Below are 13,332 nucleotides of genomic sequence, written 5' to 3' on the forward strand. Positions count from 1 at the left end.
CTGGCCCCGGGGGCATCCAATGGGGTTCTGGCAGAATGCGGGATCACCGTTCCGGCATGACGCATGCAAGTCGAACCCGTTCCGCTCAACTCGCTGGCCCGCCATGTCGCACCGCTGCGCGCCAGGCTTCTTGCCGCGATGGAGTCGGTCCTGGACAGCGGCCACTATGTACTCGGTGCCGGCGTGGAAGCATTCGAAACCGGGTTCGCGGAGTACTGTGGCACCGCGCACTGCGTTGGCGTGGCCAACGGCAGCGATGCGCTGGAGCTGGCCTTGAAGGCGACGGGTGTCGGCCAGGGCGACCGCGTGGCGATGGCGGCCAACGCCGCGATGTACGCAGCCACTGCCGCCCTGGCCTGCGGGGCGGAACCGGTGTTCGTCGATGTCGGCGAAGACGCGACGCTGGACCCGGCCGCACTCGAACGCGCCTGCGACGAAAGCCACCCGGTGCGCGCGGTCGTGGTCACGCATCTTTACGGTCGCCTTGCGCAGATGGACCCGGTCATGGCGACCTGCAATGCACGCGGCATCGCCCTGGTCGAGGATTGCGCGCAGGCCCACGGCGCGCGCGCGCGCGACGGCCGCCGGGCCGGCGCATTCGGCAACGCAGCGGCCTTCAGCTTCTACCCCACCAAGAACCTCGGCGCCCTCGGCGATGCCGGTGCGGTGACCAGCCGCGACCCCGCGGTCGCGTCGCGCGTGCGTGCGCTGCGGCAGTACGGCTGGGAGCGCAAGTACGTCAACGCCGCCAGCGGCGGCCGCAACAGTCGCCTCGACGAACTGCAGGCGCGGGTGCTTTCGGAAAAGCTGCCGCTGCTGGACGGCTGGAACCTGCGCCGGCGCGAGATCGCCAACCGGTATTCGAATGGCATCCGCAATCAGGGGATCACGGTGCCCGGGCCAGCTGGCGAGGAGCATGTCGCACACCTCTACGTCGTGTACTGCGAAGCTCGCGACCGGCTCCGTGCACATCTCGCGGCGGCCGGCATCGCCAGCGACGTGCACTACCCCCTGCCCGACCACCGGCAACCCTGCTTCGGCGCACGACATGCCAAGCTGTCGCTGCCGGTCACCGAGCGCCACGCGCGCACGGCACTGTCCCTGCCCTGCTTTCCCGAACTGACCGATCGCGAGGTCGAAAGGGTGATCGACGCATGCAACCGCTTCTGATCCCGGCGCTGAGCGTGGTCGTGCCGGTGTACGGCAACGCCCGCTCGATCCCGCGACTGCTGCAGGCGCTGGCCGGGCTGGCACGCGAGGTGGACGGCGGCTTCGAAGCGGTATTCGTGGTCGATGGCAGCCCGGACGACAGCCACGCCCTGTTGCGCGAAGCGCTTCCCGGCGCCGGTTTCAACGCACAGCTGGTCGAGCTGACGCGCAATTTCGGCGCGTTCCCGGCGATCCGCGTTGGCCTTGAGCGCGCGCGCGGACGCGTCATCGCGGTGATGGCCGCCGACCTCCAGGAACCGCCGGAGCTTGCGTCCTGCTTCCTGGAAGCGCTGCGCGACGGCCAGGCGGATGTCGGGTTCGGCATTCGCGACGGCCGCGAGGACCCGGCGGCTTCCCGGCTCATGTCGACCCTGTTCTGGTCCCTCTACCGCCGCCTGGTCATGCCCGACATCCCCCGCGGCGGCGTCGACATCTTCGCCGTGACCTCTGATTTCCGTGACCGCCTGCTGACGCTGCAGGAGTCGAACACGAGCCTTTTGGCACAGCTGTTCTGGCTCGGTGGCCGCCGCGTGTTCCTGCCCTATTCGCGCCTGCGCCGCGAGCATGGCCGCAGCGCCTGGACCCTGCGCAAGAAGCTCCGCTATTTCTCCGACAGCGTGTTCGCCTTCAGCGACCTGCCGGTCCGGATCCTGTTTATGACCGGCGCCCTGGCCCTGGTCACGGCCGTGCTGCTGGCGGTGGTGGTGCTGATAGCCCGCGTTTCCGGATGGGTCACCGTGCCCGGCTATGCGGCAACGGTGTTCACCATCCTGTTCTTCGGCGCCATCAACACCCTGGGTCTGGGCGTGGTCGGAAGCTATGCCTGGCGCGCGTTCGAAAACACCAAGGCACGTCCGCTGGCCCTGGTGCACTCCGAGGAAACATTCGAGGGCGATGATTGATGGACCATTTCGTACATCCCAACGCGCTGTGCGAAAGCGATGACATCGGCGCCGGAACCCGGATATGGGCCTTTGCCCACGTGCTCCCAGGCGCGCGCATCGGGCGCGACTGCAACGTCTGCGACGGCGTGTTCATCGAGGGCGACGTGATCGTTGGCGACCGCAGCACCATCAAGTGCGGCGTGCAGCTCTGGGACGGCGTGCGCCTTGGCGACGACGTCTTCGTCGGCCCCAACGCCACCTTCAGCAACGACCCGTTCCCGCGCAGCCGCAAGCGCCCGGAGCGCTACAGCGAGACCGTGGTCGAGGATGGCGCGTCGATCGGCGCCAATGCCACCCTGCTCCCGGGCCTGCGCATCGGCCGCGGAGCAATGATCGGCGCCGGCGCGGTGATCACGCGTTCGGTGCCGGCGAACGCGATCGTGGTTGGCAACCCGGCGCGCATCGTGGGCTATGTCTCCGATGTCGACGGCGGCCGTATCGATGCGCAGGCCGACGATGCCGGCACTGCGGCGGCCAAGGACTCCAGAGCCGACTCCCGCGACGCGGGTGGGCATCAGGCCTCGCCCGGGAATGCCGGCCCTGGCGTCCAGCACGGCGACGGCGGTGCGCGCCTGCACCGCATGCCGCGCTTCATCGATCTGCGTGGTTCCCTGTCGGTGGGCGAGTTCAACGTCGACCTGCCCTTCGCGCCGCAGCGCTATTTCCTGGTGTTCGGCGTGCCATCGCGCGAAACGCGGGGTGAGCACGCACACCGCGAATGCCACCAGTTCCTGGTCTGCACGCACGGCTCGGTGCGGGTGCTGGCCGACGACGGCCACTACCGTCGCGAATTCCTGCTTGATTCGCCCGACAGCGGCCTGCACCTGCCGCCGATGACCTGGGGCACGCAGTTCCAGTACTCGCCCGACGCCGTGCTGCTGGTGTTTGCTTCCCAGGCCTATGACGCCGCCGACTACATCCGCGACTACGACGAGTTCCTTGCGCTGGTCGCGGCCCGCCGGCCATGAATGGCATGCTTTCCGCGCTGCGCGGCAACGGCGGCACCGCCGTCCTGCTGCGGTTCGTGGCCGTCGGCGCGGTCAATACGTTTTCGTGCCTGGTGGTGTACTGGCTGTTTCTGCCGTGGCTGCCGCCGCAGGGCGCCTATGCGGCCAGCTTCGTCTTCGGCGTCTGCTTCGGCTACCTGCTGCACAGCCGCTATGCGTTTCGCGCCCAGCGCAGCTGGCGCAGCTTCGCGGCGTGGCCGCTGGTCTGCCTGGCCGGCTGGGCCGTGGGCGCGGGCGTGCTGGAACTCGCCATCGGCCCGCTTGGCATCGATCCGCGCGTGGCACCGCTGCTGTCGGTAGCGGCCAGCGTCCCGGTCACCTTCCTGCTCGGACGCCGCGTGATGGGCCCCCGCGCCGCCCGCGGTTGAGCGCCCGCGCCGCCGCATTCGCACACGCGTCCGCCGCCGGCTAAAATCACGGGGTTCCGCCCTTTCTCCCCCAAGGACTCACCGCAACGATGAAGATCCTCGTCGGCTACAAGCGAGTGGTGGACTACAACGTCCGCATCCAGGTCAAGCCGGACGGCTCCGGCGTGGTCACCGACGGCGTCAAGCTGTCGGCCAATCCCTTCGATGAAATCGCCCTGGAAGAGGCCCTGCGCCTGCGCGACAAGGGCATCGCCACCGAGGTCGTGGTCGCCACGATTGCTCCTGCCGACGCCCAGGCCCACCTGCGCAACGGCCTGGCCATGGGCGCCAACCGGGCCATCCACGTCGTGACCGAGGCAGGCCAGGACGTGCAGCCGCTGGCCGCCGCGCGCGCCCTGCTGAAGCTGGTCGAGAAGGAATCGCCGGACATCGTGATCCTCGGCAAGCAGGCGATCGACGACGACGCCAACCAGACCGGGCAGATGCTGGCCACCCTCTGGGGCCGCCCGCAGGCGACGTTTGCCTCCAAGCTCGAGGTTGCCGACGGCAAGGCCACGGTCACCCGCGAGGTCGATGCCGGCCTGGAGACGCTGGAAATCGACCTGCCGGCGGTGGTCACCACCGACCTGCGCCTCAACGAGCCGCGCTTCATCAAGCTGCCCGACATCATGAAGGCCAAGTCCAAGCCGATGGAGTCGATCGCCTGGGCTGACCTCGGCGTGGAAGAAAGCCAGGGGCTCAAGACCACGCAGCACGCCGCGCCCGCGAAGCGCAGCAAGGGCGTGATGGTGAAGGACGCGGCCGAACTCGTTGCCGCACTCAAGGACAAGGGGTTGCTCTGATGGCCAAGGTTCTCATCGTCGCCGAACACGCCGACGGCAAGCTCAACGGTTCCACCGCCAAGTGCGTGTCCGCCGCGCAGGCGCTCTCGCCGGAAGCCATCGACATCGTGGTGCTCGCCGCCGACCCCGCCGCGGTCGCCGCCGAGGCCGCGCAGATCGCCGGCGTCAGCCGCGTGCTCACCGTCGCCAATGATGCCAACGCCAACGCCATCGCCCAGGTGCTGGCGCCGCAGATTGCGAAGCTGGCCGAAGGCTACAGCCACGTCTTCGGTCCCAGCTCCACCTTCGGCAAGGATCTGATGCCCTGCGTGGCCGCCTTGCTCGGCGTGCCGCAGGTGTCGGACCTGATGTCGGTTGAGGGCGAGCACAGCTTCAAGCGCCCGATCTACGCCGGCAACGCCATCGTCACCGTCGAGGCGCCCGCCGACCAGACCGTGGTTGCGACGGTGCGCACGGCCTCGTGGAAGGAAGCCGGCAAGGGCGGCAGCGCCGCGGTCGAGGCTGCGAGCGTCGAGGCTGCGCTACCGACGCACACCCGCTTCGTCGGCCTGGCCGCGGGCAGCTCCGACCGCCCCGACCTGCAGAGCGCCAGGCGCGTGGTCTCCGGCGGCCGCGGCGTGGGCTCGGCGGAGAACTTCGACGTCATCTACAAGTTCGCCGACAAGCTGGGCGCCGCCGTGGGCGCCTCGCGCGCCGCGGTCGACGCCGGCTACTGCCCCAACGAGATGCAGGTCGGCCAGACCGGCAAGATCATCGCCCCGGAGCTGTACGTCGCGATCGGCATCAGCGGCGCGATCCAACACCTCACCGGCATCAAGGACGCGGGCACGATCGTTGCGATCAACAAGGATGCTGATGCCGCGATCTTCGAGATCGCCGACATCGGGCTGGTCGGCGACCTGTTCCAAGTGCTGCCGGAGCTTGAAAAGGCGCTTTAGGGTCGCGCTGGGCGGCGGCTCTCCGCACTATTCGCGGCGGCATCCTCGGACGCCGCCGCTTTTTTTCCTGGGTCAGGGACCAACCAGGTCGAACTGCCAGGAGCCGTCGATTCCGGTGCGCCCCAGCGCCGTCGCACGATTGGTGAGGTAGGTCTGGAGTTGGCCTGCGCCGTCGAGCACGTGCACTTCAGTCGTGGGCCCGCCGTTCTTCCTGATCACATACAGATCAAGCCTGCCGTCACCATCGTAGTCGCCGAGCTTGAAGTCCCAGTCGTCCAGGTGTCCGGTACGGCCCAGGGGGGTCGAGCGCTGCAACAGGAAACGCTGGAACCGGTTCGCGCCGTCGAGGATGTGGACCTCGGTGCGCCCGGCAGTGCCATTCCTGCGGATGCCCCAAAGGTCGGGCACGCCATCCCCGTTGTAATCGCCCACTTCGAACTTCCACGCCAGGTCGCTGCCGGTATTGGCTTGCGCGGTCGCGGTCTGGAGAAGGAACGAGCGATACCTGTTGGCGCCGTTGAGCACGTGTACTTCGGTGCGTCCCGACGAACCGACCTTCTTGATGGCATAGAGGTCCAGGATGCCGTCGTTGTTGTAATCCGCGAGATCGAACATCCATGTATTGCCCAGGTTCGCCCCGATCAACGTGGGAACCTGGAGAAGATAGTTGGAATAGTTCGTTGCGCCGTTCAGGACATGGACCTCTGTATAGCCCGAAGAGCCGAACTTCTTGATGGCATACAGATCGACAATGCCGTCGCGGTTGTAGTCTCCGGTACGAAATGCCCAGGCATAACCACTTCCGCTCTTGCCAAGCGCGGTCGGCAAGTTTCTGGTGAAGCTGGAATAGTGAGCGATTCCGCCCAGAATATGCACCTCGGTGCTGTTGGTACCATTGCGCCGGATCGCGAACAGGTTCGGCCGCAACGGTGAGGGAGCGACGACCGAGTTACGAAACCCCGCGATGATCGGAGTCGTCGCCCTCAAGCTCCTCGCATTGTCGGTCTCGTTCGCGACCCCGCACGGGCGGCCGCCGCAATAGGTCGACTGCGGGTTGGAGAACACGCGCCACGCGGCCTGCCCCGCGTCGCCGTACGCCATCACGGTATAGAAATTGCCGCCCGCAGCCGTGGTCTTGAGGCCGAACGACCAAGGGTAGCGCCCGTAAGTGGTGGCTTTTTTCTCTTCGTCCCAGGCGGCCTCTTCGTCGTGCTGGGAGCCCAGATTGTGGCCGATCTCGTGGACCAGGGTCTCGTCGCGGCAATAGTGGCCGTTGTCCGGTGCCTGCATGCCATTGGAGTCGCTGATCACCGAGTAGCCGAACCTCTCATGGCCCTGGACGATCGCGGACTGATCGCCACCGATGAGCCATGCGATACCGCAGCTTCCATGGTCACTGTCGCGGAAGCGGCGGACCAGTGACACGAGGTCCGCGCCGTGCGTTTCCCGCGCGTTCCGCAGAGGCTGCAGGGAGGCCGGGATCGATACGTTGCTGGTGCCGTCGCTGCCCGTGAGTTGCTCCAGAGCGGTCTTGTTAGCGCCGGTATCCGTGTAGTTGACCTGCAGGGTACTCACCAGGCGCAGGCTCACCGCTACATTGCTGTTGATGAAGGCCTGGTTGCCCACGGTGATGATGTGGTTCAACCGGGTTTGCACCTGCGATGCGCCGCCGAGCATGCTGACCACGCCGGGTGTGTAGCCCAGGAGTACGTCGATGGTGGTGTCGGCTGCTGCGGCTGCCAGCATCGATGCCGGGGCGGCGGCGGCCAGCTCCGTGGCGGTAGCCGCCATCGCCTGTACTTCCGGGGAATCGGGCAACCGCGGAGGCACGCGGAAGTCCGGCGGAGCCAAGCCCTGCCGTATCCGCTGCTGAAGTGGCGAGAGCATGTCGCTCGCGGTGCTGGCCATCCATGTCTGGCCGGCGTTGGTGGTCACGCGCAGGGTGTCGTCCTCGCCATAAGGCAGCACGCCGAACACCGCCTTCTCGCCAAACGTCAGGATGCCCTCGATTCCGTGCTCGTCGCGCCCGATCCAGCTCCAGTCGCCGCTGGGATGCTCGACATGGCGCTGGTATTCCAGCTGTACCGGGCGGCCGTCCGGGCCCGTGAGGCGCAGCGTACCGGTGCCGATTGCATCCAGTGCATGCGCCTCGCTCACCCGTACCGGGTAGAAGGTATGCGCGCCGCGGCGCTGGATCGAACGCACGCTGTCATAGCCGACCAGTTCGCCGCGATCCGCGTATCCGGCAATCGCGTCGGCGTCGCGACCAGTCCGCAGCGCCAGCAAGGGATCGTGCATGTCAGCCATGGCGGCGCCACCGGTATCCGCGTTGGCGCTTGCGTCGATGCTGGACCCGGCAGCCGCCTCACCGATGCTTCCAGCCTCGGTGGACGACTCGGGAGCGCAGGCGGCCAGCAAGGCGACGGCCAACACGGTCAGGATGGGCGGTAAGCGAGAGATCATGGGGCCGCTCCGGGAACAGGAATTCCAAGAGTACCTCTGTCCGGGACCGCGTGCAGCGACCGTTGCCCGCTGGAGCGGCGCCCGTCACGCTGCGCAGGACGGAACGCCGAACCCGTCTCCCTTCGAAGGCCTGCCTGGCTCAGCCGGCTGTGGTGAACCCGACGCCGGTCCGCTCGCGCAGCTCCGCTTCCGTAATCCCTTCCGCGGTCTCGACCAGCACCAGTCCTTCCGGGGTGACGTCGAACACTGCCATCTCGGTGATGATCCGACTGACCACGCCCACGCCGGTCAGCGGCAGCGTGCACTCCGGCAGGATCTTGGGTTCGCCCTTCTTCGTGCAGTGCTCCATCAGCACCACCACGCGCTTGACCCCGGCCACCAGGTCCATGGCGCCACCCATGCCCTTGACCATCTTGCCGGGCACCATCCAGTTGGCGAGGTCGCCCTTGTCGGTGACCTCCATCGCGCCAAGGATCGCCAGGTCGATGTGGCCACCGCGGATCATCGCGAAGCTGTCATGGCTGCCGAAATAGCTCGCGCCCGCGCGCGCGGTAACGGTCTGCTTGCCGGCATTGATCAGGTCCGCGTCCAGCTCGTCTTCGGTCGGGAACGGGCCGATGCCGAGGAGGCCGTTCTCGCTCTGCAGCCAGACGTCCACGCCGTCGGGGATGTGGTTGGCCACCATGGTTGGCAGGCCGATGCCGAGGTTGACATACATGCCGTCGGCGAGCTCGCGCGCGGCGCGCGCCGCCATCTGGTCGCGGTTCCAGGCCATTACTTGTCTCCTTCGCGCACGGTGCGCTGCTCGATGCGCTTCTCGGGCGAAGCGTTGACAACGATGCGGTCGACGTAGATGCCAGGCAGATGGACGTGGTCAGGATCGATATCCCCCATCTCCACCAGTTCTTCGACTTCGGCCACGCAGACCTTGCCGGCCATGGCGCAGGCAGGGTTGAAGTTGCGTGCGGTCTTGCGAAACACCAGGTTGCCGGCCTTGTCGGCCTTCCATGCCTTGACCAGCGCCACGTCGGCGACCAGGGCGGTTTCCATCACATAATTCTTCCCGTCGAACTCGCGGGTTTCCTTGCCCTCGGCAACCACGGTGCCGTAACCGGTGGCGGTGAAGAACGCCGGGATCCCGGCACCACCGGCGCGCAGGCGCTCGGCCAGCGTGCCCTGCGGATTGAATTCAAGGTCGAGCTCGCCGCCCAGGAACTGGCGTTCGAACTCCTTGTTCTCCCCCACATAGGACGAAATCATCTTGCGGATCTGCCGGGTTTCCAGCAGCTGCCCGAGGCCGAAGCCATCAACCCCGGCGTTATTGGAGATCGCCGTGAGATCCTTCACGCCCGAATCGCGCAGCGCGGCGATCAATGCTTCGGGGATTCCGCAAAGGCCGAACCCGCCCACGGCGAGTGTCTGACCATCGGCGATCACTCCTGCCAAGGCGGCCGCTGCGTCCGGAAAGCACTTTCCGTCCGGCTTGGATGCTGATGCTGATCCAGTCAAGGTTTGCTCCGGGGAACCTGTGTGAGGGCACGATGGTACTTCGGACACCTCGTCGGCTGCACTGCCCATTGGTGCTAGGGTCCCCGTCGGATCGCCTACCTGAAAGGCTCACGCTAGAATGTCGGCCTGCGCCCGACCCGGCTGTTCCGCCGCCGTGACCTGCCTGCCACTACCGGACAGCACATGCCACCCCTGTCATCATCGACTGCGGATCGCCAACCGCACGCCGCCCTCGACCGCAACAGCCGACGGGTGAAGGCTGAAAAAATCGTCGCGATCATCGGCAGGGACAGGTTCAGGCAGGCGCGCCGCGTACTCGAGGTGGGCTCGGGCTCAGGCGTCATCGTCCACCAGCTTGCCGAGATCAGCGGTCACGGATGCGAAGTGCATGGCGTCGACGTCCACGATAGCCGGGTGGAGTCCTCCGGTTACGAATTCACCCTCGTGGACGGCACCGCGCTTCCGTTTGCCGATGGATACTTCGATGTGGTCGTCAGCAATCATGTCATCGAGCACGTCGGTGATCGGGACGCCCAACTTCATCACCTGCAGGAGATCCGCCGGGTGCTGGCGCCCGGTGGAATTGCCTATCTCGCCGCTCCCAACAAATGGCGACTGATCGAGCCGCATTTCAAGCTGCCGCTACTTTCCTGGTTGCCACGGCCGCTGGCTGACCGCTACGTGCGAGCGACTGGCAAAGGCGTCCATTACGACTGTGACCCGCCAAGCCATGCGCGAGCGCAGCAGCTTTTTGCACAGGCAGGTTTCATCGTGTCGGGATGCACGCTCCAGGCCGTGCGCGAGACGCTGCGCATCGAACTCCCGCCTGCCCTGTCCAGGATCGCGCTGCGGTTCGCGGCCGATTGGGTTGCGCGGCCCCTGATGCCGCTGATGCCCACCTACGTGTTCCTGCTGCAGACGTCGGCGGCTGCCCCGCCTGCGGCGTAATAAGCCACTCTCCCAGACGCAGACGCCCGACTGTCATGTATCTATATTTTTCGACCACGATGTATCCGCGCAACGCCAGCGATTTCCGAGGGGTGTTCATGCGCAACGTCCTGTTCGCCCTGGCACGCACGCCCGGCGTTCGCGTGGTCGCATTCACCCCACCAGGAGAGCTTCCTCCAAGGGTCGTGCAGGCAGCAACCGCGGAAGAAAGCGAATGGCTGGGCAGCTTGGTCGAGGCAGGCGGTATTTCACACGCGATGCGCAGCGGCGGCGTGCGCGCCCTCTTGGCTCCCGTGCGAATGCTGAAGATGCTGGCGCAAGGTTTCCGCCGCCATCCGGAGGTCGATGCGTACCACATCAATTGGCTGCAATCGGCCATCCCGCTACCGAGCGACGGCAAGCCGGCGCTGGTCACCGTGCTGGGCAACGACCTTCGGCTTCTGCGTCTGCCCACGGTCGCCTGGTGGATACGCCGTGCGCTACGCGGACGCCCGGCGGCGATCTGTCCCAATGCCCAATGGATGGTCGAGCCGCTGCAGCGGGCGTTCGGCGATATCGCGTACGTGGAAGCGGTGTCGTTCGGCATCGACCCGCACTGGTTCGGGATCCGCCGGGAGCCGCCTAGCGACGCACCGCAGCGTTGGCTCGCAGTTTCACGGTTGACCGTTGAGAAGCTTGGTCCCTTGTTCGAATGGTCCGCGCCCATGTTCGCCGACGGCCAACGCGAACTGCACCTGTACGGGCCAATGGAACAGGAGGTCGAGATTCCATCGTGGGTCCACTACCACGGACCTGCCGCACCGTCCCAGCTCGCGGAGGAGGTGTTTCCCCATGCCACCGGACTGTTGACTCTCAGTCGGCATGCAGAAGGCAGGCCGCAAGTGATGCTTGAGGCGATGGCGGCCGGGTTGCCGATCATTGCGTCCCGGACGGAAGCACATTCCAGCCTCGTCGACGACGGCGTGACCGGCATGCTCGTCGAGGACGAGGCTGGATTCGCTGCGGCGCTGCATGCGCTGGAGGATCCGGAACGCAACCACGACGCTGGGGCTGCCGCGCGCGCGCGCGTTGCCTGCGATCCCGGCACCTGGGATGACTGCATCGGTCGATACCGGACTATCTACGCGCGCTTGGGCGTGGCGGGCGATGGCAATGATTGATGCTCGTCCCGTACTTGTTCTGGGCGCCGGCGGTTTTGTCGGCCACGCACTGTGCACGGCACTCGCAGCAGCCGGCACGCGGGTGATAGCCCTTGGCGGAGGACGCTCCCCGCCCGGATCGGGCATCACCCACCACCCGGGCCGGGTCGATCCCTCCGATGGTTTTGCAGAGCTTCTCGACTCCGCCGGCTCCATCGTCCATTGCGCGACCGCAAGCACGCCGGGAAGCACGGCCGGCGCTCCCCTGCGTGAACTCGAGGGCAACCTGAGGCTCACCGTCCGTATGCTGGAACTGTTGCATGCACGACCCAGACCTCTGCTCTACTTGTCTTCCGGCGGTTCGCTCTACGCAGAGGGTGAAACGCCCGCGCACGAGGCGTCACAGGTGCGCCCGCGCTCATACCATGGTGCGGGCAAGCTCGCAGCCGAAAGTTTCATTGGTGCGTGGAGCGCCCAGACCGGTGCGAGCGCCGTCATCCTGCGACCGTCCAACATCTACGGCCCTGGCCAGTCGGGACGCGCCGGCTTCGCGATCATTCCCACGGCGTTCGATCGCATTCTACGCGACGAGTCGTTGGCCATCTGGGGTGATGGCAGCGCGCGTCGCGACTATCTCTACATCGAAGACCTGATGCGACTGTGCATGATGGTGCTTTCGCGCCCGATGCGCGAAGGCGTGACTATCCTCAACGCAAGCGCAGGCGCAAGCACGCCACTCAACAAGCTCCTCGAAATCATCGAATCCGTCACCGGTGGCGCCTTGCGTCGTGAATACCAGCCATCGCGCGCCGTCGATGCGCCAGCGATCGATATGGATGCGTCGCTGGCAGATCGGCTTTACGGATGGCGCCATTGCCACAGCCTGGCTGACGGGCTGGCCAAGACATGGGCGTGGTATCGCACGGAGCACGGGGCATCGTGACCCGTCTCCGGCAACTCACCGGCAGTGCCGATCCGTGTTGAAGAAGGGGCTCAAAGCCGCTGGCATCGTCCTGGCCATCGCCGCACTGGCGTACTTCGGGCGCCATGCCTGGCGGACGCTGGAGGGCCAGGATCTGTCCGTACTGACGGAAGGACCCGGACTAGCGGGCATGTTGCTGCTTGTGTTGCTTTACACGGCGTCGCTTGCCACTACCTCGGCTGCGTGGCTCTGGCAGTTGCGGGCGCTGGGGCAGCCGGCCAGCTATGCATGGACGACAAGCGTCCTCGCCGTGACACAGTTTGGGAAATACCTGCCGGGTAACGTCGGGCAGCACATCGGCCGCGTCGGTCTTGCGGTTGGTGCAGGCGTCCGCCTGTCCGCAGCGTTGTTGACCTTGGGCTACGAACTGCTCATCGCGATCGTCGCGGCCGCGCACCTGGGCGCGGCGGCCGTCCTTCTATGGCCGCCCGCGGCTTTTGCCGGAGCCTCTTGGCTGAACTACCGCTGGCCTCTCCTGGTGACTGTCACCTTGGGCGCGTTGGCCGGGTTGCTGCTTGCACCGCGGCTGGTAGTCTTGCTGTTGCGTATGCGCAGCCCGGCATCCCCGGCCGTTGAGGCCTCTTCGTTTCGGCTGGACCTACGTGCAATCGCGGGCAGCTACGTAATGTACCTCAGCAGCCTGTTGGCGATCGGGCTTGGGCTGTGGGTCCTGGCGCTGGCCCTTCTTCCCGGAGACGTCGCGATGCCCACGCCGCTGTTCTTCGTTGGCGCGTTCGCGGTCTCGTGGATCGCAGGTTTCGTGGTACCCGGTGCTCCGGCCGGCCTTGGCGTGCGGGAGCTGGTACTGACCGCATGGCTGGGTGATGCCCTTCCCGCGACTACGGTGGTGGTACTGGTGCTGGCGCTGCGGGTAGCAACCACGATCGGCGATGCGATCAACTTCGGATGGGGATCCTGGGCACTGGCAAGAAGACGCACGGACCCGATGCGCGAGCGCGGTTGAGCAAGATACCGGCCCTCCA

General features: G+C 66.5%; 13 protein-coding genes. 10 read left to right on the top strand and 3 right to left on the bottom strand.

Going from position 1 to position 13,332, the window contains the following annotated elements; translation table 11 throughout:
* Positions 1–63: 63 nt before the first annotated feature.
* The 6 genes from WCD84_RS08380 to WCD84_RS08405 all read left to right on the top strand — a co-directional run bounded on the left by WCD84_RS08380 (position 64) and on the right by WCD84_RS08405 (position 5,308).
* Positions 64–1,170 (top strand): DegT/DnrJ/EryC1/StrS family aminotransferase, encoded by a 1,107-nt coding sequence (locus WCD84_RS08380; protein ID WP_343255020.1) that lies wholly within the window; start codon positions 64–66, stop codon positions 1,168–1,170.
* Complete coding sequence (locus WCD84_RS08385; protein ID WP_343255021.1) at positions 1,155–2,111, top strand: glycosyltransferase family 2 protein; 957 nt, start codon at positions 1,155–1,157, stop codon at positions 2,109–2,111. The genes WCD84_RS08380 and WCD84_RS08385 overlap by 16 nt, the downstream gene beginning before the upstream one ends.
* Positions 2,111–3,121 (top strand): WxcM-like domain-containing protein, encoded by a 1,011-nt coding sequence (locus WCD84_RS08390; RefSeq protein ID WP_343281060.1) that lies wholly within the window; start codon positions 2,111–2,113, stop codon positions 3,119–3,121. Before WCD84_RS08385 ends, WCD84_RS08390 begins: the two co-directional genes overlap by 1 nt.
* Positions 3,118–3,528, top strand: coding sequence for a GtrA family protein (locus WCD84_RS08395; RefSeq protein WP_343281061.1), 411 nt, complete (start codon positions 3,118–3,120; stop codon positions 3,526–3,528). The genes WCD84_RS08390 and WCD84_RS08395 overlap by 4 nt, the downstream gene beginning before the upstream one ends.
* 89 nt (positions 3,529–3,617) lie before the next feature.
* A complete protein-coding gene (locus WCD84_RS08400; RefSeq protein WP_343255024.1) occupies positions 3,618–4,370 on the top strand; it encodes an electron transfer flavoprotein subunit beta/FixA family protein in 753 nt (250 codons plus the stop codon).
* Positions 4,370–5,308: an electron transfer flavoprotein subunit alpha/FixB family protein gene (locus WCD84_RS08405; protein WP_343281062.1), complete on the top strand. Its 939-nt coding sequence runs from the start codon at positions 4,370–4,372 to the stop codon at positions 5,306–5,308. Before WCD84_RS08400 ends, WCD84_RS08405 begins: the two co-directional genes overlap by 1 nt.
* A 72-nt stretch (positions 5,309–5,380) precedes the next feature.
* On the opposite strand, the gene WCD84_RS08410 is transcribed toward WCD84_RS08405, so the two are convergent.
* From WCD84_RS08410 to WCD84_RS08420, 3 genes are all read right to left on the bottom strand, one after another.
* Complete coding sequence (locus WCD84_RS08410) at positions 5,381–7,771, bottom strand: reprolysin-like metallopeptidase (RefSeq protein ID WP_343281063.1); 2,391 nt, start codon at positions 7,769–7,771, stop codon at positions 5,381–5,383.
* 139 nt (positions 7,772–7,910) lie between these two features.
* The gene (locus WCD84_RS08415; RefSeq protein ID WP_343281064.1) at positions 7,911–8,546 is read right to left on the bottom strand and encodes a CoA transferase subunit B; all 636 of its coding nucleotides are present in this window, start codon (positions 8,544–8,546) and stop codon (positions 7,911–7,913) included.
* Positions 8,546–9,349, bottom strand: coding sequence for a CoA transferase subunit A (locus WCD84_RS08420; RefSeq protein ID WP_343281065.1), 804 nt, complete (start codon positions 9,347–9,349; stop codon positions 8,546–8,548). The genes WCD84_RS08415 and WCD84_RS08420 overlap by 1 nt, the downstream gene beginning before the upstream one ends.
* A 114-nt stretch (positions 9,350–9,463) precedes the next feature.
* On the opposite strand from WCD84_RS08420, the gene WCD84_RS08425 reads away from it, so the two are divergent.
* Genes WCD84_RS08425 through WCD84_RS08440 form a run of 4 tightly spaced genes read left to right on the top strand, consistent with a single transcriptional unit; the run spans position 9,464 to position 13,313 of the window.
* Positions 9,464–10,228 (top strand): class I SAM-dependent methyltransferase, encoded by a 765-nt coding sequence (locus WCD84_RS08425; RefSeq protein WP_343281066.1) that lies wholly within the window; start codon positions 9,464–9,466, stop codon positions 10,226–10,228.
* Between the two features lie 59 nt (positions 10,229–10,287).
* Entirely contained in the window at positions 10,288–11,388 is a 1,101-nt protein-coding gene (locus WCD84_RS08430) for a glycosyltransferase family 4 protein (protein WP_343281067.1), read from the top strand.
* Positions 11,375–12,310, top strand: a complete 936-nt coding sequence (locus tag WCD84_RS08435; protein WP_343281068.1) for an NAD-dependent epimerase/dehydratase family protein — start codon at positions 11,375–11,377, stop codon at positions 12,308–12,310. Before WCD84_RS08430 ends, WCD84_RS08435 begins: the two co-directional genes overlap by 14 nt.
* Before the next feature lie 37 nt (positions 12,311–12,347).
* Complete coding sequence (locus WCD84_RS08440) at positions 12,348–13,313, top strand: lysylphosphatidylglycerol synthase domain-containing protein (RefSeq protein ID WP_343281069.1); 966 nt, start codon at positions 12,348–12,350, stop codon at positions 13,311–13,313.
* Positions 13,314–13,332 lie beyond the last annotated feature (19 nt).

This window comes from Luteimonas changyuni (genome assembly GCF_039548395.1).
Taxonomy (GTDB): domain Bacteria; phylum Pseudomonadota; class Gammaproteobacteria; order Xanthomonadales; family Xanthomonadaceae; genus Luteimonas.